This is a genomic window from Caulobacter sp. 10L414 (genome assembly GCF_056395525.1).
This window is the reverse complement of sequence record NZ_JBFTJR010000003.1, coordinates 1-26,504: the sequence shown is the minus strand read 5'-3', so window position 1 is coordinate 26,504 and position 26,504 is coordinate 1. Positions and strand designations below refer to the sequence as shown.

22 protein-coding genes and 2 pseudogenes are annotated in these 26,504 nt (G+C 69.0%); 6 read left to right on the top strand and 18 right to left on the bottom strand.

All coding sequences use genetic code 11. The features are described 5' to 3' along the window. Positions 1-41 precede the first annotated feature (41 nt). Genes AC1DCG_RS01635 through cyoA form a run of 7 tightly spaced genes read right to left on the bottom strand, consistent with a single transcriptional unit; the run spans position 42 to position 6,741 of the window. Positions 42-575, bottom strand: a complete 534-nt coding sequence (locus AC1DCG_RS01635) for a response regulator transcription factor (RefSeq protein WP_165255740.1) — start codon at positions 573-575, stop codon at positions 42-44. Next, a complete protein-coding gene (locus AC1DCG_RS01630) occupies positions 565-1,920 on the bottom strand; it encodes an ATP-binding protein (protein ID WP_477041348.1) in 1,356 nt (451 codons plus the stop codon). Before AC1DCG_RS01630 ends, AC1DCG_RS01635 begins: the two co-directional genes overlap by 11 nt. Next, the gene (locus AC1DCG_RS01625) at positions 1,917-2,660 is read right to left on the bottom strand and encodes an SURF1 family protein (RefSeq protein ID WP_477041347.1); all 744 of its coding nucleotides are present in this window, start codon (positions 2,658-2,660) and stop codon (positions 1,917-1,919) included. The genes AC1DCG_RS01630 and AC1DCG_RS01625 overlap by 4 nt, the downstream gene beginning before the upstream one ends. Next, entirely contained in the window at positions 2,657-3,064 is a 408-nt protein-coding gene (cyoD, locus tag AC1DCG_RS01620; protein ID WP_477028111.1) for a cytochrome o ubiquinol oxidase subunit IV, read from the bottom strand. Before cyoD ends, AC1DCG_RS01625 begins: the two co-directional genes overlap by 4 nt. Then, on the bottom strand, positions 3,061-3,684 hold the full coding sequence (cyoC, locus tag AC1DCG_RS01615) for a cytochrome o ubiquinol oxidase subunit III (RefSeq protein WP_277795432.1): 624 nt from the start codon (positions 3,682-3,684) through the stop codon (positions 3,061-3,063). Before cyoC ends, cyoD begins: the two co-directional genes overlap by 4 nt. Before the next feature lie 2 nt (positions 3,685-3,686). Next, the gene (gene cyoB, locus AC1DCG_RS01610; protein WP_477041346.1) at positions 3,687-5,684 is read right to left on the bottom strand and encodes a cytochrome o ubiquinol oxidase subunit I; all 1,998 of its coding nucleotides are present in this window, start codon (positions 5,682-5,684) and stop codon (positions 3,687-3,689) included. 19 nt (positions 5,685-5,703) lie between these two features. Further along, positions 5,704-6,741, bottom strand: a complete 1,038-nt coding sequence (gene cyoA, locus AC1DCG_RS01605) for a ubiquinol oxidase subunit II (RefSeq protein WP_477028114.1) — start codon at positions 6,739-6,741, stop codon at positions 5,704-5,706. A gap of 242 nt (positions 6,742-6,983) precedes the next feature. Between cyoA and AC1DCG_RS01600 the strand changes: the two genes are divergently transcribed. Next, entirely contained in the window at positions 6,984-8,333 is a 1,350-nt protein-coding gene (locus AC1DCG_RS01600) for an MFS transporter (RefSeq protein WP_477036454.1), read from the top strand. Between the two features lie 25 nt (positions 8,334-8,358). Here the strand turns inward: AC1DCG_RS01600 and AC1DCG_RS01595 are convergent, their stop codons facing one another. The 3 genes from AC1DCG_RS01595 to AC1DCG_RS01585 form a co-directional block, all read right to left on the bottom strand. Beyond that, on the bottom strand, positions 8,359-8,805 hold the full coding sequence (locus AC1DCG_RS01595; RefSeq protein ID WP_477028116.1) for a DUF2147 domain-containing protein: 447 nt from the start codon (positions 8,803-8,805) through the stop codon (positions 8,359-8,361). Between the two features lie 201 nt (positions 8,806-9,006). Further along, on the bottom strand, positions 9,007-9,513 hold the full coding sequence (locus AC1DCG_RS01590) for a protein activator of alkane oxidation PraB (RefSeq protein WP_477028117.1): 507 nt from the start codon (positions 9,511-9,513) through the stop codon (positions 9,007-9,009). A gap of 207 nt (positions 9,514-9,720) precedes the next feature. Further along, the gene (locus AC1DCG_RS01585; protein WP_477028118.1) at positions 9,721-12,675 is read right to left on the bottom strand and encodes a TonB-dependent receptor; all 2,955 of its coding nucleotides are present in this window, start codon (positions 12,673-12,675) and stop codon (positions 9,721-9,723) included. Between the two features lie 272 nt (positions 12,676-12,947). Here AC1DCG_RS01585 and AC1DCG_RS01580 point away from each other — a divergent pair, with 272 nt between their 5' ends. Together AC1DCG_RS01580 and AC1DCG_RS01575 are read left to right on the top strand one after the other, a co-directional pair. After that, positions 12,948-14,624 (top strand): FAD-binding dehydrogenase, encoded by a 1,677-nt coding sequence (locus AC1DCG_RS01580; protein ID WP_477036453.1) that lies wholly within the window; start codon positions 12,948-12,950, stop codon positions 14,622-14,624. 3 nt (positions 14,625-14,627) lie between these two features. Continuing rightward, positions 14,628-15,527 carry a bile acid:sodium symporter family protein gene (locus AC1DCG_RS01575; RefSeq protein WP_477028120.1) on the top strand — a complete coding sequence of 300 codons (900 nt, stop codon included), beginning with the start codon at positions 14,628-14,630 and terminating at the stop codon, positions 15,525-15,527. 9 nt (positions 15,528-15,536) lie between these two features. Here the strand turns inward: AC1DCG_RS01575 and AC1DCG_RS01570 are convergent. From AC1DCG_RS01570 to AC1DCG_RS01535, 8 genes and pseudogenes are all read right to left on the bottom strand, one after another. Further along, a pseudogene (locus AC1DCG_RS01570) lies at positions 15,537-15,654 on the bottom strand (hypothetical protein); the annotation flags it as partial. A 16-nt stretch (positions 15,655-15,670) separates the two neighbouring features. Further along, the gene (locus tag AC1DCG_RS01565) at positions 15,671-17,395 is read right to left on the bottom strand and encodes an AMP-binding protein (protein ID WP_477028121.1); all 1,725 of its coding nucleotides are present in this window, start codon (positions 17,393-17,395) and stop codon (positions 15,671-15,673) included. Further along, positions 17,392-18,678: an acetyl-CoA C-acetyltransferase gene (locus AC1DCG_RS01560; protein WP_477028122.1), complete on the bottom strand. Its 1,287-nt coding sequence runs from the start codon at positions 18,676-18,678 to the stop codon at positions 17,392-17,394. Before AC1DCG_RS01560 ends, AC1DCG_RS01565 begins: the two co-directional genes overlap by 4 nt. After that, a complete protein-coding gene (locus tag AC1DCG_RS01555) occupies positions 18,672-19,532 on the bottom strand; it encodes a MaoC/PaaZ C-terminal domain-containing protein (protein WP_477028123.1) in 861 nt (286 codons plus the stop codon). The genes AC1DCG_RS01560 and AC1DCG_RS01555 overlap by 7 nt, the downstream gene beginning before the upstream one ends. A gap of 2 nt (positions 19,533-19,534) precedes the next feature. Next, positions 19,535-20,863: a 3-oxoacyl-ACP reductase gene (locus tag AC1DCG_RS01550; protein ID WP_477028124.1), complete on the bottom strand. Its 1,329-nt coding sequence runs from the start codon at positions 20,861-20,863 to the stop codon at positions 19,535-19,537. Next, a complete protein-coding gene (locus AC1DCG_RS01545) occupies positions 20,860-23,343 on the bottom strand; it encodes an acyl-CoA dehydrogenase (RefSeq protein ID WP_477028125.1) in 2,484 nt (827 codons plus the stop codon). The genes AC1DCG_RS01550 and AC1DCG_RS01545 overlap by 4 nt, the downstream gene beginning before the upstream one ends. 112 nt (positions 23,344-23,455) lie before the next feature. Further along, positions 23,456-23,884, bottom strand: coding sequence for a DUF2147 domain-containing protein (locus AC1DCG_RS01540; RefSeq protein WP_477028126.1), 429 nt, complete (start codon positions 23,882-23,884; stop codon positions 23,456-23,458). Next, positions 23,881-24,672 (bottom strand): Coq4 family protein, encoded by a 792-nt coding sequence (locus AC1DCG_RS01535; protein WP_477028127.1) that lies wholly within the window; start codon positions 24,670-24,672, stop codon positions 23,881-23,883. The genes AC1DCG_RS01540 and AC1DCG_RS01535 overlap by 4 nt, the downstream gene beginning before the upstream one ends. 102 nt (positions 24,673-24,774) lie before the next feature. On the opposite strand from AC1DCG_RS01535, the gene AC1DCG_RS01530 reads away from it, so the two are divergent. The 3 genes and pseudogenes from AC1DCG_RS01530 to AC1DCG_RS01520 form a co-directional block, all read left to right on the top strand. Then, positions 24,775-25,371 carry a TetR/AcrR family transcriptional regulator gene (locus AC1DCG_RS01530; RefSeq protein ID WP_477028128.1) on the top strand — a complete coding sequence of 199 codons (597 nt, stop codon included), beginning with the start codon at positions 24,775-24,777 and terminating at the stop codon, positions 25,369-25,371. A 109-nt stretch (positions 25,372-25,480) separates the two neighbouring features. Further along, complete coding sequence (locus AC1DCG_RS01525; protein WP_477028129.1) at positions 25,481-25,873, top strand: hypothetical protein; 393 nt, start codon at positions 25,481-25,483, stop codon at positions 25,871-25,873. A gap of 40 nt (positions 25,874-25,913) precedes the next feature. Then, a pseudogene (locus AC1DCG_RS01520) lies at positions 25,914-26,504 on the top strand (TolC family protein); the annotation flags it as partial.

Here is a 26,504-nt window from a genome sequence, read left to right as displayed (position 1 = left end):
ATGCACTTTCTTGTAAATAAAAGCGGGGCCGTAATGTGGCCTCACGTGATCCGGCGCTTCTCCAGCTTCCGCGCCAGGGTCCGGCGGTGCATGCCCAGCCGCCGGGCGGTCTCGGAAATGTTGAAGTCGGTCTCGACCAGGGTCTGGTGGATCCGCTCCCATTCCAGGTTCTTGATCGAGGTCGCGCGCTCGCCGATGGCCGCGCCGGCGTCGCCCTCGCGCTTTTCGAAGGCGGCCTCGATGTCGTCGGTGTTCGAGGGCTTGGCCAGGTAGTGGCAGGCGCCCAGCTTGATGGCCTCCACCGCCGTGGCGATGCTGGCGAAGCCGGTCAGCACCACGATCAGCATCTCCGGATCGCGGGCGATCAGCGCCTGCACGCAGGACAGGCCCGACTCGCCGGCCAGCTTCAGGTCGACCACGGCGTAGCGCGGCGCGAAGGTCTCAAGCGCCACCAGGGCCTCGTCCAGCCCATGCACGTGCACGACCTGATAGCCCCGGCGCTCGAACGACTTCTTCAGCGTGGCGGCGAACTTCTCGTCGTCCTCGACGATGATCAGCTTGCGTTCAGCGGGCATGACGCCTCCCGATCTGCAGCGACGCCAGGGGCAGGCTGAGCACCACGCGCGCGCCGCCCTCGGGCCGGTTGGCCGCCAAGACCTCCCCACCCAGCTTGCGCAGCACGTTGACCACCAGGAAGAGGCCCAGGCCGCCCCCTGCCCTGCCCTTGGTCGAATTGTAGGGCGTGCCGAGGTTCTCCAGCGTCTCGGCGGTGAAGCCGGGGCCCTGGTCCTCGACCGAGACGACGATCCAGCCGTCGGCGACATGCGCGCTCATCCGCACCGCGTGGGGCGAGGCGTCGCGGGCGTTGTCCAGCACGTTGTGGATCACCTGCTTGAGCGTCGATTCCGCGACGATCGGGGTGACGCCCGACAGGTCCGGCGCATAGGTCAGAACCTCGCCGTCGCGAGTGGTCCGCCACTCGTCGACCACCTCGTCGAGGAAGGCGCGCAGGGTGCTGGCGCGCACCTCGCCGCTGCGGGCCTCGCCGGCCGACAGCAGCACCCCGGTGACGATGTCCTTGCAGCGCTTGACMTCGCCGCGCATGTCCTCGAGCTCCTGGGCCAGCTCCGGATGCTTGGCGAACACCTTCATGCGCCGCCAGTCGCCCAGGATGACGTCCAGCGTCGCCAGCGGCGTGCCCAGCTCGTGCGCGGCGCCAGAGGCCAAGAGGCCCATGCGGACGATGTGGGTCTCCTCGGCCGCCCGCTGGCGCAGCTCGGCCAGGTGGGCGTCGTGGCGGCGCAGGTTGCTGTTGATGCGCGAGACGAAGGTCACCAGCAGAACCGCGTCCAGGACGACGCCCATCATCATGCCCATGATGAACAGGCCGAAGAACGCCTGGTCGCTGAGGCCGCTGGCGATCACCGGCCGGTTGGCGGCCACCAGCAGCAGGAAGCAGAAGCTGGTCAGGAACACGATCGCCCAGGTCGCCCACACCTCCAGCAGCACCACGCCCAGGATCACGTGCAGCAGGTAGAGGGTCGTGAACGGGTTGGTCGCCCCGCCGCTGAAATAGAGCTGGGCGGTCAGCGCCAGGGAGTCGAGCGCCAGGGCCAGGAACAGGTCGTAGGGGCCGATCGGCTTGGCGCTCTTCAGGCGCAGCAGGCTGAAGAGGTTCAGCGCCACCAGGACCAGCAGCACCAGCATCATCGCCGCCAGCGGCAGGTGGAAGCCCAGGCTGAAGTGCACCGCCAGGATGGTGACCACCTGGCCGACCACGGCGATCCAGCGCAGGTGGATCAGCTGCAGCATGTTCTGGCGGGCGATGGCGTCGGCGGGGCCCGCCGCGTTGTCCGCGGCCCGCGCTCCCGAAAGCCAGCCCGACATGCCGGCGATCAGGATGCGGGCGGTAGGCGTCATGGGGTCTCTTTAACCCGGTTCCGGCGCGCGTCGAACAGAACATAGACCGCCGCCCCGCCGGTCAGCAGCGCCAGGCCGAACCAGGTGAGCATGTAGACGAGGTGGCTGTTGGGGARCTTCACCACCGTCAGGCCGCCGATCGGCCAGCCGCCCGGATTGGGCGCAGCGTCGGCGTCGACGAAATAGGGCGCGAGGTTCGAAAGGCCCCTCGCCTGCCCGATGGCGGCGACGTCGCGGGAGTACCAGCGGTTCTCGGTCGGGGCGTTCTTGCGCAGGAAGCCGCCGTGGGGCTCGGTCAGGCGCAGCAGACCAACGACGCTGACGGGGCCATCGACCTGGGCGGCCAGGCGCGCGCCCGGCGCGCGGCGTTCGGCCGTAACGAAGCCGCGGTTGACGAGAACGTCGAAGCCCTGGTCGGTGGAAAGCGGGGTCAGGACCCAGAAGCCGGGACCCTCGTTGGTCACGGCCTGGACCAGAGTCTCGCGGTCGTGAAGAAAGCGCCCCGTCAGGCGCAGGCGGCGATAGCCGTCGCTGGCCTGGGTGACGCCCGCCCAGCGGTCGGGGCCGGGCGGCGGGGAAGGCTCTGAATGGATGCGCTGCTCGACCCGAGCGATCAGGTCGAGCTTCCAGGCCCTGCGCTGGACCTGCCAGCCGCCGAGCGCCAGGAAGATCGCCGTGAAGGCCAGGCAGAGCCCGACCAGGGCGATCGTCCGGGCGGCTCGGCCGCCGGACTTCGTCACGGAACTTCCCGCATGTCGTGCGGCATCGGGGCCATCATGTGGGTGTCGAGGTTGTGCATCACCCACAGCGAACCCGAGAGCGTGATCACCACCACGACCAGGGTGAACACCAGGGCCAGCATGGTCCAGCCGCCTTCCGAACGCGAGTTCATGTGAAGGAAGTAGATCATGTGGACCAGCACCTGGATCACCGCCAGGCCCATGACCGCCAGGGCGGTCATCTGGTTGTTGGGCAGCACGTCGCCCATGACCAGCCAGAACGGGATGGCGGTGAGGATCACCGCCAGCACGAAGCCGATCACATAGTCCTTCAGCGTGCCGTGGGCGCCGCCGTCATGGTCGTGCCCGTGCCCATGGTCATCATGCTCATGCGCGTGGTGCGCGTCGTGGCTGGCCGCGCTCATTTCAGGACTCCGAGCAGGTAGACGAACGAGAAGACGCCGATCCAGATGACGTCGAGGAAGTGCCAGAACATCGACAGGCACATCAGGCGACGCTTCATCTCGCCGCCGAGGCCGCGCTTGGCGACCTGGACCATGAGCGTAACGAGCCAGATGCAGCCGAAGGTCACGTGCAGGCCGTGGGTGCCGACGAGCACGAAGAACGACGACAGGAACGCGCTGCGTTGCGGACCGGCGCCCTCATGGATGAGGTGGTTGAACTCGTACAGTTCCAGCGACAGGAACCCGAGACCGAGCAGGCCGGTGACGGCCAGCCAGGCCAGGGTCGGCTTCACCTTCTTGGCCTGGGCCGAGATCATGGCGAAGCCGTAGGTGATCGACGAGAACAGCAGCAGCGCGGTGTTGACCGCCACGATGGGCAGATCGAACAGATCCGCCCCCGAGGGGCCGGCCGCGTAGTTGCGGCCGAGCACGGCGTAACAGGCGAAGAGGACCGCGAAGATCAGGCAGTCGCTCATCAGGTAGATCCAGAACCCCAGCAGGGTCCCGTTCTCCGGATGGTGGTCCTCGGTGAGGTAGAAGCGGTCCTTGTCCGCTTCGGTCAGGGCTTGGGCGTGGGCCATGGTTACGCGAGGCTCCGCAGGGCTTCGGTGCGGGCGTCCTCGACACGGACGACCTCCTCGGCCGGAATGTAGTAGTCACGCTTGAAGTTGAAGGTGTGGATGATCGCCGAGGCCACGAGAGCCACGAACGAGATCACCGCCAGCCACCAGATCTGCCAGATCATCGCGAAGCCGACGACCACCGAGATCCCGGCCAGGACGACGCCCGCGCCGGTGTTCTTCGGCATGTGGATCGGGATGAACCCGGTCGTCGGACGCACGTAGCCGCGCTGCTTCATGTCGTGCCATGCGTCGATCTCGTGGATCACCGGCGTGAACGCGAAGTTGTAGGCCGGCGGCGGCGACGAGGTCGACCATTCCAGCGTACGGCCGCCCCAGGGGTCGCCCGTCTTGTCGGCGTACTGCTCGCGCTTCAGGAAGCCGACGACCATCTGCATCACGAACGAGATGATGCCGAACAGGATCAGCACGGCGCCGAAGGCCGAGATCACGAACCAGATCTGCAGGCTGTGGTCTTCGAAGTGGCTGACGCGACGGGTCACGCCCATCAGGCCCAGCACGTAGAGCGGCATGAAGGCGAAGAAGAAGCCGATCTGCCAGAACCAGAACGACAGCTTGCCCCAGAACGGGTCCAGCTTAAAGCCGAAGGCTTTCGGGAACCAGTACACGATGCCGGCGAACATGCCGAACACCACGCCGCCGATGATCACGTTGTGGAAGTGGGCGATCAGGAACAGCGAGTTGTGCAGGACGAAGTCGGCGGGCGGAACGGCCAGCAGGACGCCGGTCATGCCGCCGATGACGAAGGTGACCATGAAGCCGACGGTCCACATCATCGGCACTTCGAAGCGGATGCGGCCGCGGTACATCGTGAACAGCCAGTTGAAGATCTTCGCCCCCGTGGGGATCGAGATGATCATCGTCGTGATCCCGAAGAACGAGTTCACGCTGGCGCCCGAGCCCATGGTGAAGAAGTGGTGCAGCCACACGATGTACGACAGGATCGTGATGACGACCGTGGCGTAGACCATCGAGCTGTAGCCGAACAGGCGCTTGCTGCAGAAGGTCGAGACGACTTCCGAGAACACGCCGAAGGCCGGCAGGACCAGGATGTAGACCTCGGGGTGACCCCAGATCCAGATGAGGTTCACGTACATCATCGGGTTGCCGCCGAAGTCGTTCGTGAAGAAGTTGGTGCCGAGGTAGCGGTCAGACGACAGCAGGGCCAGGACGGCGGTCAGGATCGGGAAGCTGGCGACGATCAGGACGTTGCTGCACAGCGAGGTCCAGGTGAACACCGGCATCTTCATCAGGCTCATGCCCGGGGCGCGCATCTTCACGATCGTGACGATCAGGTTGATGCCCGACAGGGTGGTGCCCACGCCCGCGATCTGCAGCGACCAGATGTAGTAGTCGACCCCTACGTCTGGACTGTACGCCAATCCAGACAGCGGCGGATAAGCCAGCCAGCCGGTGCGGGCGAACTCGCCGACGAACAGCGACAGCATCACCGTGATCGCGCCGCCSACSGTCATCCAGAAGCTGAAGTTGTTCAGGAACGGGAASGCCACGTCGCGSGCGCCGATCTGCAGCGGCACGACGARGTTCATCAGGCCGGTGATCAGYGGCATCGCCACGAAGAAGATCATGATCACGCCGTGGGCGGTGAAGACCTGGTCGTAGTGGTGCGGCGGCAGGTAGCCGGCCGCGTCGCCGAAGGCGATGGCCTGCTGGGCGCGCATCATCAGGGCGTCGGCGAAGCCGCGCAGCAGCATGATGATGGCCAGGATGATGTACATCACCCCGATCTTCTTGTGGTCGACGCTGGTCAGCCACTCACGCCACAGGTAGCCCCAGACCTTGAAGTAGGTCAGGGCGGCCAGGACGGTGATCCCACCCAGGGCGACGACACCGAAGGTGCCGATCAGGATGGGTTCGTGAAGAGGAATGGCGTCCCATGTGAGACGGCCGAAGATCGTTTTTACGAGGTCCGGGGACATGAGTGATCTCTAGGCTTGATCAGCGCGCTTCGGCGGGCGCGGACTTGGGGGCGCAGAGCGCGGCGATGAACGAGCGGATGCCGCCCTCCCCGCGCCGGGTCCGCTTGTCGTATTCGAGCGTGGTGACGTTGTAGACGCCGGCCATGCCCAGGCCGCCCGACTTGTCGATGGCCATCATGTCGTGCTGGCACATCTTGCCCGGCTCGACGCAGCGGTTGACCGCCTTGTCGAACAGGCCGGCCTCGACCGAGGCGAAGCGCTGGGGCGGAACCTTCTCGCTGGGCTTTTCGAGCACCAGGTAGCGGGTTCCATCGAGACGGTCGCTGCTCTTGCGGACCTCGGCGGCCCACTTGTCGAAGTCCGCACGGTTCATGCCGTGGAACTTGAAGCGCATGTGCGAGAAGCCCTCGCCGCTGTAGTTGGCCGAGAAGCCGTCATAGACGCCCGGCTTGTTGATCACGGCGTGCAGCTTCGTGCGCATGCCCGGCATGGCGTAGATCTGGCCGGCCAGGGCGGGCACGTAGAACGAGTTCATCACCGACGAAGCGGTCAGGTCGAAGTCGATCGGGGTGTCGACCGGCGCGGCCAGTTCGTTGACCGTGGCGATGCCCAGCTCGGGGTAGATGAACATCCACTTCCAGTCGAGCGCGACGACCTGCACCTTCAGCGGCTTGACGCCTTCGGCGGTGCGGCCCGGCGCCAGGCGGTCGAGCGGGCGATAGGGGTCCAGCAGGTGGGTGCTGGTCCAGGTCACGGCGCCCAGGATCATGATGATCACCAGCGGGGCGGCCCAGATCACGATCTCGAGCTTGGTCGAGTGGTGCCAGTCGGGATCGTACTTGGCCGTCTTGTTCGACTGCCGGTACTTCCAGGCGAAGAACAGGGTGAGGAAGATCACCGGCACGATGATGATCAGCATCAGCACGGTGGACAGGATGATCAGGTCGCGCTGCTGCGCGGCGATATCACCCGACGGATTCATCACCACCCAGTCGCAGCCGCTCAGCATGAGCAGCACGGGCAACAGGGCGAGCTTCTTCAAGGAACTCGGTGTCATGAGGGACCTGGACTACGGACGTTGGCGGCGCCGTTAAGCCAGTCCGCCAGTGCGTGACATTGGACCATTTGTCCTAGGGGCAGCCTTATCACACGAAGCCGTGTTCTCCGAGCGGAGCCGAAGAGGCCTCAAGACGTTTGCCAGAAAGGGCAAGTTGGTCTCATGCTCGGACTCAAGACCGTCGAAAAGGCGGCTTGAAAAGAGTTTGGGACGAAAACAACAGGAACAAGGCGCGTAGCTGCATGAACCAGGATTTCGCAATTCCGACGTCATCGGGCCTAGAGCGCGACGCACGGCGATTGCATGCCGATCACAAGGGGGTGCGCCCCGGCGAGATCGCCATCGGCGTGATCATCGGGCGAACCTCGGAATTCTTCGACTTTTTTGTCTACGCCATCGCCTCGGTGCTGGTGTTCCCGCAGCTCTTCTTCCCCTTCGTCGACCGGTTGACGGGGGTGCTGTGCTCCTTCGCCATCTTCTCGCTGGCCTTCGTGGCGCGGCCGATCGGCTCGGCGATCTTCGGGGCGATCGACCGCAACTACGGTCGCGGGGTCAAGCTGACCATCGCCCTCTTCCTGCTGGGCGGCTCGACTGCGGCCATCAGCTTCCTGCCGGGCTACGCCACCGCCGGCGCGACGGCGATCTGGGCGCTTGCGGCCTTCCGCATCGGCCAGGGCCTGGCGCTGGCCGGCGCTTGGGACGGCATGGCCTCGCTGCTGGCGCTGAACGCGCCCGAAAAGAAGCGCGGCTGGTACGCCATGATCCCGCAGCTGGGCGCGCCGTTCGGCTTCATGCTGGCCAGCGGCCTGTTCGCCTACTTCGTCGCCAGCTTGAGCTCGGGCGACTTCCTCGACTGGGGCTGGCGCTATCCGTTCTTCGCGGCCTTCGCCATCAACGTCGTGGCCCTGTTCGCCCGCCTGCGCATCGTCGCCACCGAAGAGTTCGGCAAGCTGTTCGAGAAGGGTCAGCTCAGCCCCGTGCCGATCACCAGCCTGCTGAAGGCCCAGGGCGGCAACGTGCTGATCGGCGCCTTCGCGCCGCTGGCCACCTTCGCCATGTTCCACTTGGTCACCGTCTTCCCGCTCTCCTGGGTCAGCCTGCATGACGACGGCGGCGAGGCGCTGAACTTCCTGCGCATCGAGCTGGCCGGCGCCCTCGTCGGGGTGGTCGGGATCATGGCTTCCGGCTGGATCGCCGACCGCATCAGCCGCCAGAACCAGCTGGCCCTGTCGGCCGTGCTGATCGGCGTGTTCAGCTTGGCCGCGCCGTGGCTGCTCGACGCCGGCAGCGTGGGCCAGACGGTCTATGTCGTGGCGGGCTTTGCGATCCTGGGCCTGTCGTTCGGCCAGGCCTCGGGCGCGGTCAGTTCGGGCTTCCTGCGCCACTACCGCTATACCGGCTCGGCCGTGGTCTCCGACCTCTCCTGGCTGGTCGGCGCGGGCTTCGCGCCGCTGGCCGCCCTGGCGCTGGCCAGCTACTGGGGCCTGCCCGCCATCGGCCTCTATCTGGCCTCGGGCGCGGTGGCCACGCTGGTCGCGCTGAGCCTCGACCGCCGCCGGCGCATCCGCGCCAAGGCCAAGGCCGGCGCCTGATCGAAGGGTTCTGCCCGCGTCGCCCTCAGGCGACGCGGGTCCAGACCTGGGTCTTGCAGAGGAAGTTGCCGAGCACGCAACCCTTGGCCCGCAGCTTGCCGGCGTCCAGCACCAGCACCCGGCCAGAGAACGTCATGTTGACGTCCGGCGCGAAGACCTTGCCGCGCCATTCGCCCTTGTCGCTGGGCGTGAAGTCTCTCAGAAGCTGACGTCCCAGAAGCTCGCCGCCCGAGCCCTTGCGCGCGTCCGTCCGCGCCTCGTCGTTGGCCCACACCACATAGCCGCAGACCTCCGGCCCGCAGGGCTTGATCTCGACGTGGACGCTGCCCTTGGGATTGCGCCACACGCCGTAGATGCCGTCCGTGGCGGGCGGCGGCTGCACCTGGGCCGAGGCGGCCAGAACCGACAGCGCCAGGCCCGCAACGCCCAATCCGGCCCTCGTCGCCCAGGTTCGGCTCTTCGCCCGCGCCATGACGTGTCCCCCTTCGGAAGGGCTCCCTGCCCTCTTCGTCCGCGGACGGTCTGTCGGACGCGCCTCCGCGTCAAGCGCCCAGCCGCCGGCCGGGGCGGCGCGATCGCCAGCAAGCCGAAAAAGAAACGCCGGGAGCCCGTGGGGAGGCTCCCGGCGAGACGAGGGGGGAAAGGATCAGGATCCCATTCCGCCGCCGACGCCTTACGGCGTGACGGTGAGGTTCGGGCTGCTGACCAGGGTGCCGGTGATGTAGCAGGTGCTCGGCGAGCCCGGGATGCTGTGGTTGGAGAAGCTCACGCTGCTCGGCTGGACCGTCGGAGTGGTGGTGGGGTTGGTCCAGGTGGTGGCGACCACGCCCGAGCAGTTGCCCAGGATCGAGTTGGCGCCGATGCCCGAGATCGAGATCCCGGTGCCGCCCGTCAGGGTGACGGCCCAGGGGAAGCTGCTGGGCGAAACCAGCCAGCCGCACTGCCAGTCGCCAGGAGCGAACGAGCCGCTCGTGATCGAGGCGCCGGTGCCGCCGACGTTGGTCGTGCCGTTCAGCGAGACCGCGCAGTTGACGGTGGTCGACTGGCTGAGCTGCAGCGTGCCGCTCAGGGTGAAGCCGGTGTTGGCCGGCGAGATGGTCTGGGCCTGGGCCGAACCCACGCCGGCGAAACCAGCGGCGGCCAGGACGGCGGCGGCGAGAACAGAAGCGCTCTTCAACATGACGTCTCCTCCTACGATTATTTTGTGCAACCCCTCATTGGAGGTCGAGCTACATGCAACTATCAATCGTGTAAGGAGTCAAACCAAAAATACATAAAATTCAATGCGTTATAGTGAAAAGACGACAACGCGCGCCGCACCCCCGAGGAGGCGGCGAAAAGGTCGCCGCCCCGGTTTCCCGAGGCGGCGAGTCACCGAGATCGAGCGCTAGAAGCGCTTGGAGACGCTGACCGCGACGAGGCGCGGATCGAGCGTGAAGACGTTGGTGGTCAGGCCCGTGTCGTCGCTGTTGGTGAAGGCGTCGGTGATCGGCGTCTTGTCGAACAGGTTCTTGACGTAGGCCTGGATGACGAGGCCGTCGGCGGGACGCTCGAGCGTGGCCGAGATGTTGACGTTGTCCCACGACTTCAGGCGGTCGTAGGTGGTGTTGTAGACCCGGGCGTAGCTTTCGCCCTGGTAGTAGTAGTCGCCGCGCAGGGTCAGGGCCCAGTCGTCGCGGTGGAAGGTGTACTGGGCGCCGATGTTGGCGGTCCAGTTGGGGGCGTTGGGCAGTTCGTTGCCGCTCAGGTCGGCCTCGAAGCCGCGGCCGCCGTTCGGGGCTTCCGTCAGCGGATCGTAGGTGAAGCCGTACAGCCTCCAGAACGGCGCGATCGAGCTGAAGTTCGGGTTGAACGTACCGGTCCGCAGCGAGCCGCCGCACAGCGCCTGCAGGGCGATCGCCGTCTGCTCCGCCGGGAACGGCCGCGACAGGATCGTCTGCACGTGCCGGGTCGGCGCGATGCAGTTCGACGGAACCTGCAGCCAGGGACGCAGCACGGTCCACTCGCTGTTGCCCTGGGTGCGGTTCATCACGTCGATGGACCCCTCCCCGTCGTCGATCTTGGTGTTCAGGTAGCCGAGGTTGGCGTCGACGCGGAAATTGCGGTTCGGCCGGAACACGGCCTCGAGCTCGACGCCCCAGGTGCGGGAGTCGAAGTTTTCGTTCAGCGAGATCCGGTCGACGATCTGCGAGACCTGGTAGTCCTTGTAGTCGTAGTAGAAGGCCGTCGCGTTCAGCCGCAGCTTGCCGCCGGCCAGGGTGTTCTTGGCGCCGATCTCGAACGCGTTGACGTATTCGGGATCGAAGGTCTCGGGCAGCGGCTGGTACTGGATGACGGTCGGGTTGATGTCGACCCGCGGCGGGTTGGCGCCGCCGCCCTTGTAGCCGCGCGAGAACGAGGCGTAGACCATGGTCTCGTCGGTGAAGCTGACGGTCGGCTTCCAGTCGACCACCAGGCGGCCGGTGAGCGCGTCCCATTGCTGGTCGATGTCCGGCAGGGCCGGATAGCCGCGGCTGACATAGCCGCCCGACAGCGGACCCGGATTGCCGCGGTCGCCGCCCAGCAGCAGCTGGCTCGGATAGGGCGTGCTGACCTTGCGGTCGTCGGTGTAGCGCAGGCCCGCGGTCACGCGCCATTGCGGCGTCAGGTCGTAATAGGCCTCGCCGAACACGCCCCATGAACGGGTGTGGATCTGGTTCTTGCTGCGGAAGTAGTTGTGGCCGTCGCCCTCGAGCTGGTTCAGCGGCGAGTAGTCGACGTACACGCATTCCTTGGTCGTCTGCGGCGTGCAGCGCTCGGTCGGGCGCAGGATGTTGGGCGCCTGCCCGGGGATGTAGTTGTAGTAGTACTCGGCCAGGAACGTGAACACGTTGTTGAAGACGAAATAGTCGTCGTTCGACTTGAAGTCGATGTAGTTGGCGCCGAGGCTGAAGTTGAAGCGGCCGTCATAGCTGGACTGCAGGCGCAGTTCCTGGGTCCACTGACGGTTGTCGGACCGCGACAGGTCGGCCGAGACCATCCGGTTGGAACGGCCAAGCTGCGGATCGGTGTAGTATCCGCCCGGCGTCGGCGTGGTGGCGTTGATATACGGCTGGTTCAGCAGGTTGAACAGGCCGTCCGAGTTGCTGAAGATCGGGTTCGAGACGAAGCGGTTGTAGTCCTGGGACGAGTAGTAGTCGTCCTTGGCGTAGGCCGTCTGCGAGATGAGCTTCAGGTTGTCGTTCAGGTCGAATTCCATGTTGAACTGGAAGACGTCGTTCTTCACCCGGAAGATCGGGTCGTAGCTGGTGGCGATCTCGCGCAGGTCGCGCGACTGGGTCAGGCCGGCATAGGGGTCGGTGCCCAGCGGGATGGCCGAGACGTTCTGGCCCGCCGCGTTGCGGCCGTACGAGAACGACGCCAGGAAGATGTGGGCGAAGGCGCCGCCGTTGGGCACGCCATAGGCCGCGTCGTCATAGAGCGACCCGGGCAGGCAGCCCTGGCTGAGGCGGTTGCGAAGGATCGAGTTGGTCACCGCAACCGTGCCGATCTGGGTGGGGCCAGGATCGGTGGTGCACAGCTGCTTGCCGGTGCGCGAGCGCTGGTCGTCTTCCTCGAAGTGCTCCCAGATGAAGTTGGTGCGGAAGCGGCTGGTCGGCTCCCACGCGGCCGACAGGCGCGTGGACCACAGGTCGCGGTTGTTGACCTTGGTGTCGTTGAAGCTGTTGTAGTCGAAGCCGTCGCGCTGGGTGGCCGAACCGGCCAGGCGCAGGGCGAAGGTCTCGCCCACCGGCACGTTGATCACGCCTTGCATCCGGCGGCTGTCGTAGTTGCCGACCTCGCCCTTGATGAAGCCCTCGAATTCCCGGCCCGGCAGGTTCGGGATCATGTTGACCACGCCGCCCGTGGCGTTGCGACCGTACAGCGTGCCCTGGGGCCCGCGCAGCACTTCCACGCGCTGCACGTCCAGGTACTCCTGTTCGAACAGGCGGTTGCGGATCAGCGGCGTGGAGTTGAAGCTGACGGCCACGGCGGGGTCGCTGCTGGCCGAAATCGCCTTGGTCCCGACCCCGCGGATCGAGAAGTTGTACATGCTGAAGTTGGCCTTCGAGAACGACACGTTGGGCACGGCCCGCATCAGTTCCGAGCCACCCTCGATCTTCAGTTCGTTCAGGCTTTCGGAAGACAGGGCCGAAACCGCGATCGGCACGTCCTGGATCGATTCCGAACGCTTCTGGGCCGTGACGATGATGTCTTCGACTTGCGTCACTTCCTGCGCGAAGGCCTGGCCCGCCCCGGCGGCGAGCGCGAAAATCGACGCGGTGACAGCCAGACGCGCGCGTGCGCGGGCTGATGAAGCCATGCCCTATCCTCCCCTACCTCGGCCCAGCTCTCCGTCCAGGCCGATGAACGTTTCCCCCGCCCCAAATCAATCTCCGACGGCATTGGCGGATCCGCCGACGGTTGGGTTGTACGATCTACCTATTCACTAGCATGTCAATACATTACTTACACCGATGTTCAGTTCCCTGACGTAAGCTCCGTACGGCTACCTAGGGCCCCTGCCTGACGTGGAATTAATATTTACATCGCTGTAAAAACGGACAATGTCTGCGCCGCACGGGAGGGCAAGGAATGGACGCTGACGTCATCGTCGTCGGGGGCGGGCTGGCCGGGCTGGTGGCCGCCAACGAACTGGTCCAGGCGGGCAAGCGCGTGGCGCTGGTCGACCAGGAGAACGCCGCCAACCTGGGCGGCCAGGCCTTCTGGTCGTTCGGCGGCCTGTTCCTGGTGAACTCGCCCGAGCAGCGGCGCCTGGGCATCCGCGACAGCCTCGACCTGGCCTGGCGCGACTGGCTGGGCAGCGCCGACTGGGACCGGCTGGACGGCGCCCTGCCGCAGGACGAATGGGCCATCCGCTGGGGCCGCGCCTATGTCGAGTTCGCCGCCGGCGACAAGCGCGACTGGCTGCGGCGACACGGGATCACGCTGACGCCGATGGTCGGCTGGGCCGAGCGCGGCGCCGGCCAGGCCCTGGGCCACGGCAATTCGGTTCCGCGCTTCCACGTCGCCTGGGGCACCGGCACCGGGGTCTCCGAACCGTTCGCCGATCGCGCCCGCCAGGCCGCCGGCCGGGGCGTGCTGAGCTTCCATCATCGCCATCGCGTCGATCGGCTGATCGTCGAGGCCGGCCGCGTGACCGGCGTCTCCGGCGCCGTGCTGGCGGCCGACGACGCGCCGCGCGGGGCGCCGTCGAACCGGCAGGTGGTCGGCGACTTCACCCTCAAGGCCGGCGCGGTCGTGCTGGCCACCGGCGGCATCGGCGGCAATCACGATCTGGTCCGCCGCTATTGGCCCGAGCGCCTGGGCGCGCCGCCGAAAAGCATGATCACCGGCGTGCCCGAATATGTCGACGGCCGGATGCTCGACATCGCCGCCGACGCCGGCGCCCGCCTCGTGAACCGCGACCGCATGTGGCACTATGTCGAGGGCGTCCAGAACTGGGCCCCGATCTGGCCCAGGCATGCGATCCGCATCCTGCCGGGCCCGTCGTCGATGTGGTTCGACGCCCTGGGACGGCGCCTGCCCTTCCCCGCCCTGCCCGGCTACGACACCATCGCCACGCTGCGCCACTTGCGCACCACGCCCGACCTGGCCGAACACGACCACTCCTGGTTCATCGTCAGCCAGAAGATCATGGAGAAGGAGTTCGCCCTCTCCGGTTCCGAGCAGAACGGCGACATCACCAACCGCCGCCGGCTGTCGCTGCTGAAGTCGCGCCTCGGCAAGGGCGCGCCGCCCGAGGTCGACGCCTTCAAGCGCAACGGCGTCGACTTCGTGGTCTCGGCGAATCTGGAGGAGCTGGTCGGCAAGATGAACGCCCTGACGGCGGCGCCGCTGCTCGACCCGGCCCTGATCCGCCGCCAGATCGAAGACCGCGACGCCCAGATGGGCAATCCCTTCGCCAAGGACCTGCAGGTCATGGGCATCCATAACAGCCGCCGCTCTCTGGGCGACCGGCTGGCCCGCACGGCCGCGCCGCACCGGATTCTGGATCCCGCCGCCGGACCGCTGATCGGGGTCAAGCTGCACGTCCTGACGCGCAAGTCGCTGGGCGGCCTGCAGACCGACCTTTCGGGCCGCGTGCTGACGCCGGATGGCGGCGTGCTCGAGGGGCTGTATGCGGCCGGCGAGGCCGCAGGCTTCGGCGGCGGCGGGCTGCACGGCTACAACGCCCTGGAAGGCACGTTCCTGGGCGGCTGCATCTTCTCGGGCCTGGCCGCCGGCCGCGCCCTGGCCGGAGCAGTCTGAACCATGGGCGCCGACGCTCTGGCCTCGCCGTTGACCACGGTCGCCCTGCCCGCGGCCCTGGGCCTGATCATGTTCGGCCTGGGCCTCAGCCTGACGCCGGCCGACTTCGCCCGCGTCGGCCGGCGTCCGCGCGCCGCCGTCGTCGCCCTGTCGTGCCAGCTGTTGCTGCTGCCGGTGCTGGGCTTTGGCCTGGCCCTGCTGTTTGGCCTGCCGCCGGAGACGGCCGTAGGCCTGATGCTGCTGGCCGCCTCGCCGGGCGGCACGGCGGCCAATCTCTACAGCCACCTGTTCCGCGGCGACGTCGCGCTCAACATCAGCCTCACCGCGATCAACTCGGTTTTGGCCGTCGTCACCCTGCCGATCGTCGTCAACCTGTCGGTCGCCTTCTTCCAGCCCGGCGAACTGAGCGTCGGCCTGCGCTTCTCCAAGACGGTCGAGGTCTTCCTGGTGGTGCTGGGCCCGGTGGCGCTTGGCATGCTGGTCCGCCGCCTGCGCCCGGCTTTCGCCGACGCCATGGACCGACCGGTGCGCGTGGTGTCGGTGGCGTTCCTGACCCTGCTGATCGGCGCGGCCGTCGCCGCCAACATCGCCACCCTGAAGGACGAGGTCGTCGGCCTGGCCGGCGTCACCGTCGTCTTCTGCCTGCTCAGCCTGACGGTGGGCTTCGTGGTTCCGCGCCTGCTGCGCGTGGCCCGCGAGCAGGCCATCGCCAGCGCCTTCGAGGTGGGTCTGCACAACGCGGCCCTGGCCATCGTGGTGGCCCAATCGGTGCTGCAACGACCGGAAATGAGTCTGCCGGCCGCGGTCTACGGCGTGCTGATGTTCCCGCTGGCGGCCGTGTTCGGGATCGTGCTGACGCGGGCGGCGGGTGTCGCGCGCCATCCTCGTCCTTCGATAAGCTAGAAATCCACGTCATCCCGGGCGGAGGGCCGCGAAGCGGGCCGTAGACCCGGGACCCAGCGGCCACAGGCAATGCGTCGGCTCCTGGGTCCCGGCTCTCCGCTTCGCTGCGGCCGGGATGACGAGCTGAATGGGCTACAGAACCCCTACTTCAACTCGCGCCGCAGCACCTTGCCCACCGGCGTCTTTGGCAGCGGCTCGGCCCGGAACTCGACGATGCGGGGCACCTTGTAGGCCGTCAGGCGCTCGCGGCAGTGGGCGACCAGGGCCTCTGACGTCAGGTCGGCCGAGCGGCGCACGACCACGATCTTGATGCGCTCGCCCTGCACCGGGTCGGGCACGCCGACGGCGGCGACCTCCTCGACCAGCGGATGGGCGGCGACCACGTCCTCGATCTCGCTGGGATAGACGTTGAAGCCCGAGACCAGGATCATCTCCTTTAGCCGGTCCAGCAGCTTCACGCGGCCGTCGGCCTGCATCACCCCGATGTCGCCGGTGGCCAGCCAGCCGTCGGCCGACAGCACCTTGGCCGTCTCGTCGGGATGGCCCCAGTAGCCCTTCATCACCTGCGGGCCGCGCACGCAAAGCTCGCCCGGCTCGTCGATCCCGCACCAGGAGCCGTCGTCGCGGCGCATGCGCACCTCGGTCGACGGCACGGGCAGGCCCACCGTGCCGTCGAAGCCCATGGTCTGCGGATTGTCGATGTCGACATAGCCGATGCAGACCACCGGCGAGCACTCGGTCAGGCCGTAGCCCTCGATCACCGGCGCGCCGGTGACGTCCTGCCACTCCTCGGCGACGCTGCGCTGGGTGGCCATGCCGCCGGCGATCGTCAGGCGCAGGTCCGAGAAGTCCCGGCTGCGGAACGCCTCGTTGTTCAGCAGGCTGGTGAAGAGCGTGTTCAGCCCCGTCAGCCCGGTGAAGCGCTCGTTGCGCAGCACCCACTCCACCCTTTTGGCGTCGCGCGGATTGGCGATCAGGATGTTGCGCCCGCCCACGCCGACGAACATCAGGAGGTTCGCGGTCAGCGAGAACACATGGTAGAGCGGCAGCATCGTCACGTTGCCGACGGCCTGGTCCTGCGGGATCTGGGTCATGATCCAGGCCCGGCCCTGCAGCACGTTGGCGATGATGTTGCGGTGGGTCAGCATGGCCCCCTTGGCCACGCCGGTCGTGCCGCCCGTGTACTGCAGGAACGCCAGATCTCCCGGGTGGATCTCGACGGGCGCCGGCTTCAGCCGCCGCGCCCTGCGCATCATCGACGGCCAGCGCAACGCGCCTGGCAGCCGCCACTTCGGGACCAGCTTCTCGACATGGCGCATCATGGCGTTGACCGCTGCGCCCTTGGCCGGGCCCATCATGTCACCCATGGCCGTGACGACCACATGGCGGATCGCCGTGCCCTCGATGGCCTGCTCCAGCGTGCGGGCGAACATCTCCATGGCCACGATGGCCACCGCGCCGCTGTCCTCCAGCTGGTGGCGCAGCTCGCGCGGCGTGTAGAGCGGGTTGACGTTGACCACCACGGCGCCGGCCATCAGCGTGCCGAACAGCGCCACCGGATACTGCAGGCAGTTGGGCATCATCAGCGCCACCCGCTCGCCCTGCCGCACGCCGACCGCCTGCAGCCAGGCCGCGAAGGCCTTGGCCTCGGCGAGCGCACGGCCGTAGCTGACGCCCGTGCCCAGGCTGACGAAGCCGGTCCGATCGGCATAGCGGCTGGCGTCGGCCTCGAACAGCTCGCCGACCGAGCGCCACAGCGCCAGCTCGTCGTCGATCGTGGCCGGCACGTCGGCGCGGTAGCTGCGGGTCCAGAAGCGTTCGGCCCACAGGCGGTCGGCGTCGGCGGCGAGGGTCTGGGCGTCCGTCATTTCTCGAGCACCGCCACCACGCCCTGGCCGCCCGCGGCGCAGATCGAGATCAGCCCCCGGCCGCTTCCCCTGCGGTCCAGCATGGTCGCCAGATGCGCCAGGATCCGCCCGCCGGTGGCCGCGAACGGATGGCCCGCCGCCAGCGAACTGCCATGCACGTTCAGCTTCTCGCGATCGATCGCGCCGGGCGCCCGGTCCAGCCCTAGCCGCGTGCGGGCGTAGGCCTCGTTCTCCCAGGCCTTCAGCGTGCACAGCACCTGGGCGGCGAAGGCCTCGTGGATCTCGTAGTAGTCGAAGTCCTGCAGGGAGAGGTTCAGCTTTCCCAGCATCCGCGGCACGGCGTAGGCCGGGGCCATCAAGAGGCCCTCGTCGCCCTTGACGAAGTCCACCGCCGCGGTCTCGCCCGCCCGCAGGTAGGCCAGCACCGGCAGCCCCCGCGCCTTGGCCCACTCTTCGCTGGCCAGCAGCACCGTCGAGGCGCCGTCGGTCAGGGGCGTGGAGTTGGCCGCCGTCAGGGTGCCGTGCTCACGGTCGAACACCGGCTTCATCGTGGCGATCTTGGCCGGGTCGATGTCGGGCCGCAGGTTGTTGTCGCGCTTCAGCCCCCGGAACGGAACCACCAGGCTGTCGAACAGCCCGTCGGCATAGGCCTTGGCCATCCGCTGGTGACTGCGCACGGCCAGGGCGTCCTGCTCGGCGCGCGGGATGCTCCAGTGCTTGGCCATCACCTCGCAGCTCTCGCCCATCGACAGGCCCGTGCGGGGCTCGGCGTTGCGCGGCGGCTCGGGCCTGAACGGCGCGGCCAGGCCAGCCCCCAGCAGCGCCTTGACCTTGCCGCCGTTGGTCTTCTCGCGATTGGCCGCCAGCAGCGCCTTGCGGAAGCCCTCGTTCAGCGCGATCGGCGCGTCCGAGGTGGTGTCGACGCCACCAGCGATCCCAACGTCGATCTGGCCCAGCGCGATCTTGTTGGCCACCAGGATCGCCGCCTCCAGCCCCGTGCCGCAGGCCTGGACGACGTCGTAGGTCGGGGTGTCGTGGCCGATCGTCGTCGAGAGCAGCGCCTCCCGCGTCAGGGCGATGTCGCGCGAGTGCTTGAGCACCGCGCCCGCCGCCACCTCGCCCAGCCTCAGGCCGTGCAGGTTGAAACGGTCGGCCAGGCCCTGCAGGGCCGCGGTCAGCATCTCCTGGTTGGAGGCCTGCGCGTAGGCGGTGTTGGAGCGCGCGAACGGTATGCGGCTGCCGCCGAGGATGGCGACGCGCCGCGGCGCGGGCAGGGTCAGCATGAAAGGTCCTGTGTCTTGAGGCTCAGGCGGCCGCGCAGGTGGGTGCGCGCGCCCTGGGCGTCCTTGATTTCGAAGAGGCGCTCCGGCCCCTCGGGACCGGCCAGCAGCTGGACCCGCCCGGGCAGGAGCACCGGCGCGCGGAAGGCGACCTCGACCTCGCCCGCCTCGACGGCCCGGCCCTGGGTCAGCGCCGCCACGGCCCGGGCCTTGACCCACATGCCGTGGGCGATGGCCCGCTTGAAGCCGAACAGCCGGGCCCCAAGGGCCGAGGTGTGGATCGGGTTGGCGTCGCCCGACACGCGTGCATAGGCCCGGCCCAGATCCGCCGGCAGCGACCAGGCGCCGACCAGCGCGTCGGCCGGCCCGCCGTCGACGACGGGCGCCGGATCGCCCCGCCCCGGCGCGCCCAGCCGGAGGTAGACGCTGGCCCCCTCCCACACGACCAGCCCGTCGCGCCGCGCCGTGGTCTCCAGCGAGAAGGCCTGGCCCTTGTCGTGCGCCAGCAGGCGCCCGGTGCGCACGCTGACGGCCAGGCGGTCCCCCGCCTTCAGCGGCGCATGTTGCCGGATGCGGTTGGAGAGGTGCACCAGCCCCATCACCGGATAGGGGAAGTCCGCCGCCAGCATCAGCCGCATCTGCAGCGGAAAGGCCAGGATGTGCGGAAAGGTCGGCGGAACCCCGGCGCGGGGATCAAAGCCGCAGAGCTCGGCATAGGCGGCGATCGCCTCGCGGCGCAGCCACACCCCGCCCGCCTCCAGCGTCGCGTCCGGAAACGCCCCGCCCCGGCGCAGCAGTCCCCGCAGGGCCCCGCCCGCCAGGGCCAGGGTCGAGACCGGTTCGGCCATGTCGGTCATGGTCAGGCCCCGAGCAGGCTCTGTCCGCAGACGCGGATCACCTGGCCGTTGACGCCGCCGCTGGCGGGATGGGCCAGCCAGGCGATGGTCTCGGCCACGTCGACCGGGCTGCCGCCCTGCCCCATGCTGTTCATCCGTCGTCCGGCCTCGCGGATGGCGAAGGGGATGGCGGCGGTCATGCGGGTCTCGATGAAGCCGGGCGCCACGGCGTTGATCGTCACCCCCTCGCCCAGGCCGTCGCGGGCCAGGCGGCGCACGGCCCCGATCCAGCCGGCCTTGGACAGCGCGTAGTTGGTCTGGCCCATGTTGCCGGCCACGCCGCTGAGCGAGGAGACGGCGACGATGCGCCCGTTGCGGCGGATCGCCTGGGCTTCCAGCAGCGCCCGGGTCAGGGCCAGCGGCGCGCCGAGATTGACCGCCATGACGCTGTCCCACTCGCGCTGGTCCATCCGCGCCAGGGTCCGGTCGCGGGTGATGCCGGCGTTGTGCACCACCACGTCGAAGCCGCCCGCGGCCCGCGCCGCCGTCACCAGGGCGGACCCCGCCTCGGCCGCGGTGATGTCCAGGCCCAGCGGCCGCACGCCCAGCTCGCCGGCCAGCGCCTCCAGGTCCTCGCGCGCGGCCGGTACGTCCAGCGCGGTGACCTGCGCCCCCTCGGCGGCGAACAATCGCACGATCGCCTCGCCGATGCCGCGCGAGGCGCCGGTGACCAGCACATGGCGGCCGGCATGGCCCAGGCGCGCGTCCTCGGCGACGTCCGGCGCGGCGACCCGCACCACTTGGCCCGAGACATAGGCCGAGCGCGGCGACAGCAGGAAGTCCAGCGTGCTGGCCGCAGCCTGCTCGTCGCCGGGCGCCACATAGAGCAGTTGCACCCCGATCCCGCGCCGCGCCTCCTTGGCCAGCGAGCGCACGAACCCCTCCAGGCCCCGCTGTATCGCCTCGGCCTCGGCGCTGGCCGCCTGGTCCGGGGGCGTGCCGACGACGACGATCCGGCCATGCTCGGCCACCGAGCGCACCGCCTGGTGGAAGAAGGCGTACAGCGCTCTCGCCGAAGCCACGTCCACGCAGTCGCTGGCGTCGAACACCAGGCCGCCATAGCGCTCGTCGGCCGACCAGCGCCGGCGCAGCGGCGCGCCCGACGCCAGCGCCACACGTTCCAGCACCGGCCCCATCCGGCCGCTTCCGGCCGACTCCAGCAGCAGCGGATGCAGGGCGACGGCGCCGGCCTCGGCGCGCCGTTGCAGCGGCGCGGGCTTGGGCAGGCCAAGGGCGCCGACCATCCAGCCGCCCAGGCCGCTGTTGGCGAACTCCAGGTAGCGGTCGGTCATTGGGCCACCTTCTCGCGCTTGGCGGCGCGCTTGCCGCCTCGGCGCGCCAGGCCCTCGGCCAGTCCGAAGTCCTGCGGGAAGTCGTCGACCTGGATGGCCATGTCGGCCAGCACCGCGAAGCGGGCGAAGAGGTCGCGCTCGGCGCTCGAGATCAGGCCCTTGGCCTGCACCTCGCCGGCCCAGGCGTCCAACAGGGTCAGGTTCTGCGGCGCGCGGGCGATGCGGCCCGAAGCGATCTCGGGCTTAAGGCGACGCTCGACGGCTTCCACCTGCGGATGGAGGTCGAAGGCGACGGCCGTGGCGGCGATCGGGTCGACCTCGATGCGCGGGGTCCACGAGCCGGCCAGCAGGCGGTCGCGCGCCGGACCGTGGCGCTGGATCAGCCCCGCCACTTCGGCGGCGACGCGGTCGTCCGGCCCAGCGCGACCCACGCCGGCGCCGACCAGGCCCAGCACGAAGGCGGCGATGCGGCTGGGGTGATTGGCCAGCAGCGCCCGCCAGGCCTCGCTCGTGCGGGCCAGGGCGTCCTGCGCGGCCCAGTGGACCAACGGCAGGTCCTCGGCCGGGCGCCCCTCGTCCTCGAAGCGCTTGAGGGCGCTCGACAGGATCAGGAGCTGCGAGAGCATGTCGCCCAGGCGTCCGGTCAGGGCGCCCTTGCGCTTCAGCGCGCCGCCGACCGTGGCCATCGACAGGTCCGAGGCCAGGGCCAGCAGGGTCGAGTAGCGGGTGGCGGCGCGGTAGTAGCGGCCAAGCTGCGGGGCGGCGCCCGCCGGCTTGCCGATCAGCAGACCGCCGGTCAGGGCGAAGGCGCTCGCGCGGGCCAGGTTGCGCAGCAGGAAGCCGACATAGCCGAACAGGGCCGCGTCGAAGTCCTTCAGGTTCTGGCTTTGCGCCGTGCGCATCAGCGTCAGCACGTAGGGATGGCAGCGGATCGCGCCCTGGCCGTAGATGATCAGGGTGCGGGTCATGATGTTGGCGCCCTCGACCGTGATGGCGATCGGGATCTGCTGATAGGCGCGGGCCAGGAAGTTGCCCGGTCCCATGCAGACGCCCTTGCCGCCGACCACGTCCATGGCGTCGTTGACGACGATGCGGGCGCGTTCGGTCACGTGATACTTGGCGATCGCCGACACCACCGAGGGCTTCTCGCCCTGGTCCAGGGCCGCGGCCGCCAGGCGGCGCAAGGCGTCGGAGGCGTAGAGGTGGCCGGCCATGCGGGCCAGCGGCTCCTGCACGCCCTCGAAGGCGCCGATCGGCATGTTGAACTGCCGGCGGATCGCGACATAGGCGCCGACCATGCCGACCGCCAGCTTGGACATGCCCACGTTGGACGACGGCAGCGAGATCGCGCGGCCGGCCGCCAGGCACTCCATCAGCATCCGCCAGCCGTTGCCCACCTGGGCCTGGCCGCCGATCACCATCTCCATCGGCACGAAGACGTCGTCGCCGGTGATCGGGCCGTTCTGGAACACCGCGTTCAGCGGCCAGTGGCGGCGGCCGATGTTCACGCCCGGATGGTCGCGCGGCAGCAGCACGCAGGTGATGCCCGGCTCGGCGCCCTGGCCCAGCAGGCCGTCGGGGTCGACGGCGCGGAAGGCCAGGCCGATCACCGTCGCGATCGGCGCCAGGGTGATGTAGCGCTTGCGCCAGCTGACCCGGAAGCCCAGCGTCTCGCGGCCGTTCCACAGCCCCCGGCAGACCACGCCGGTGTCGGTGATCGAGGCCGCGTCAGAACCGGCATAGGGGTTGGTCAGGGCGAAGCACGGGATTTCGTCGCCGCGCGCCAGCCTGGGCAGGTAGTGGTCCTTCTGGGCGTCGGTGCCGTAGTGCAGCAGCAGTTCGGCCGGGCCCAGCGAGTTGGGCACCATCACCGACACGGCGGCGGCCGAGCAGCGGGTCGACAGCTTCTGCACCACCTGGCTATGGGCGTAGGCCGAGAAGCCCAGGCCGCCGTAGCGCTTGGGAATGATCATGCCCAGGAAACCCTTGTCGCGGGCGTACTCCCAGGCGGCCGGCGGCAGGTCCTGCCACACCGAGGTGCTCTCCCAGTCGTTCGACAGGTCGCACAGGTGCTCGGCCTCGATGTCGAGGAAGCGCTGCTCCTCGGCCGACAGCGCCGGCGCGGGCGTGGCCAGCAGGCGCTTCCAGTCGGGCTTGCCGGCGAACAGCTCGGCGTCCCACCAGACGTTGCCGGCCTCGACCGCGGCCTGCTCGGTGGGGCTCATGCGCGGCATGATCCTGGCGAAGGCGCCCATGGCCGGCCCCGACAGCAGCGCGGCGCGCAGCGGGCGGAAGGTGGTCAGCACGGCGATCGGCGCGGCGATGGCGGCCAGCACCAGCGTGGCGGTCGAGCCGATCACCCCGGCCGCGAAGCCGGCGCCTATCCATAACGCCGTCGCGACGGCCCAAAGGGCGGCCCTGGCCTGAACGAAGGTCAGCACGAAGGCGATGAGCGCGGCGGCGCCAATCCAGATCAGCATGGTCGCAATCCCCCGACCGGCGGGGCGGCCCCCGTCGGCTGTGTCAAAAGTCGGATACTCGGAACGCTGGGCGCGCCCTGGCGGCGGCCCAGTTACTCAAACTGAGCGGCGCTCAGCGCACGCGCTTCCAGGTCTGGGTGCGGCACAGCAGGGGCGCGATGCACCCCCTGACCGCCAGGGTGTCGTCGTCCACCAGGGTCAGCGTGCCGGTCGACGCGCCCTGCCCCGTCTCCGGGTCATAGAGCGGACCGCCGGACCACGACTTGGGTCCGCCGGAGAAATTGGCCAGCACCGTCAGGTCCTTGAGCTTGCGGGTGCGCAGCTCGGCGTTGCGGTTGCGTACGTCGCGCTGGTCCGGGTCAGCGCGCAGCGGCTTGGCGTCCTTCAGGCGGCCGCAGAAGCTGTCTCCGCAGCGCTCGATCGCGACCACGCCGTTCTCGGCCGAGGTGCGCCATCGCCCGGTCAGCCCCGCCTCCTGCGCCAGGGCCGGCGCGGCGATCGCCGAAACCGCGAGGGCCAGGGTCGCCAGCAGCCGGCTCATGCCTGGCTCCCGGCATAGGCGTTGCGCATCTCGGCCGGCACCCGCTCGTACAGCGTGGGGCGCGGGATGCGCAGGCGCGCGCGCGCCGCTTCGAGAGGCTCGGCCATCAGCGCCACATAGTCCTCGCCGGGCAGCCAGGCGGCCCTGCGGCCGTTGCGCCAGGCCTGCAGCACGGCCCGTCCGCAGGGATGGCCGGTTCGCGCCCGCATGAACTGCACCGCCGCTCCGGCGGCGATCAGGCCAAAACCCGTGCTCCGGGTCTGGGGCAGCGAGAAGGCGACCACGCAGGCCTCGCCCAGCGCGTCGGTCTGGTAGCCGGTCAGCACGTGCCAGATGTCGTGCACGTCGCGGATGCGGCGGGCGTACCAGGCCCGCGGATGGGCCGCCTCGATCTCGGTGTCGGCGACCTTGGCGCTTTCCTCGGCCAGGCCGTAGGCCGACAGGTTGCGGCTGTCGATGAAGGTCAGGTAGGCCGCGCCCACCGTGCCTTCGGCAAAGCCCGCCAGCCATTGCCGGTCCTGCAGGCGGTCGGACAGTTCGACCTGCTCGTAGGCCTGGATGCCGCCCTGCGGCGTGTCCATCAGGCGCTGGTAGCCCCACTCGATCGAGCGCCCCGCCAGCGCGTTCATGATCTCGAAGACCTGGCGGGTGTCCTCCTTGTCGGCCACCAGCTTGCCGAACGCCCGCATCGCGCGGACCGGCTGGATGCGGCGAGGCGCCGCATGGGAAGGCTGGCGATTCTGGCCGTGAACTGGGCGCAGTACGGGCGCTATGGGCGCAGCTTGCACTTGCGGTTCCCCTTGTTGAAGCCTAAGGAAAAAGCCTTATCTACATGAATGTCATTTACATCGATGTCAATTGAGAAAAGCGCAACCCGCCGTCGACGCCGCGTGCCCGAAGAAGCGCGCCGCGAAGCGATCGCCTCCGCGCGCGCCCTGCTGCTGAAGGGCGGACCCGATGCCGTGACATTGTCGGCGGTCGCCGCCGAGATCGGCGTGACCCACGCCAACCTGATCCACCACTTCGGATCAGCCGCCGGCCTGCAGTCGGCGCTGATGGGCTCGATGGTCTCAGACCTGACGCAGGCCCTGGACGAGGCCATCGCCCGGCTGAAGACCGACGAGGGCGCGCCGCTGGAGCTGGTCAACGCCGTTTTCGACGCGTTTGACACCGGTGGCGCGGGGCGGCTGGCTGCGTGGATCACCCTCTCGGGCGATCTCTCGCATCTCGAACCCGTGCGCGCGGCCGTCCAGAACCTAGTCGAGGCCATCGCCGAGAAGATGGGCGCCCAGGACGCCCAGGCCCGCGAGGGCGTCGGCGCGGCCGTGCTGTTCATCGCGCTCAGCGCCTTCGGAGAGGCCCTTATCGGTCCGCCGCTGCGCGACATGCTGAACCTGCCGGACGGCGCGGGCCGCCGCGTGGTCGCCAGCCTGCTGCCCCGCTTCCTCATCCCCAAGGCGCCTTCGACCGGCGCCGCGGCTACGTAAGGCGGCGACGCCTCTTGCGAACGGTTCTCGCAGAGGCGACGCTAAGATCGGTTTCGGCAAGCAAGGGGGCTCGGTGAGCTCGGCCTGGGGCGCATGGACGAGGCGATGGATGACGGCTCTGGCCGGCATGCTCGTCGCCGTGTTCGTCGTCCAGGCGCCGATGACCAGCCTCGACCGCGCCCTGCACGGCCCGCCCAGCGGCCTGGCCGCCCTCGATGAGGATCACGATCACGTCTATCAGGGCCGCCTGACCTCGATCGACGTGCATTTCGACGCCTCGATCATCGCGGCCGACGGCCTGGGCGATGATCCGGTCGCGCCGCATCACCACCATCACCACCACGACACCCCCTCGGTGTTCGGCGCGCTCGATGACCTGCCCCGCCCGGCCGCCCGCCATGTCGATGACCGCCGCTGGGCGCTCGCCGAGCAGCGGCTGACCGGCATCGGCGGCCCGCAGCAGGAACGCCCGCCCAAGCAGGCCCTCGCACACGTCGCCTGAAGCCGCGCCGCGCTCTTACGACCTGTTTCGAGGATCTTTCATGCATTCCGCTATCCAAGGCCGCCACGCGCGGTCCTGGCTGCTCGCCACGGCGCTCGCCCTGGCGACGCCCCTGGCCGCGCAGGCCAGCCCCCTGACCCTGTCGCAGGCGCTGGGGCGCACGGCCGCCGCCGATCCGGCCCGCCCCGCCCTCGCCGCCCGTCTGTCAGCCGCCGAGGCCGGCGTGCGCCAGGCCGGCGTCCGTCCCAATCCCGTCGTCGGCGTCGACGTCGAGGACCTGGCCGGCTCGGGCCCCTACCCCCTGGTCGATCGCGCCCAGGCCACCTTTTACTACGAGCAGACCCGCGAGCGCGGCGGCAAGCGCGCCGCCCGCGTGGCCTTGGCGCGGGGCGACATCGCCCTGGCCCGGCTGCGCGACGACGTCCGCGTGCTCGACCTGCTGCACGAGGTCGACCTGGCCTGGGTCGAGGCCGTGTTCGGCGAGGCCGAGGCCGCCCTGGCCGCCGACCGCCTGGCGCTGGCCGAGCGCGCCCGCGGCGAGGTCTCGCGCCGGGTGAAGGCCGCGCGCGATCCGCTGTTCGCCGGCGCCCGCGCCGACGCCCAGGTCGCCGAGGCCCGCATCGCCCTGGCC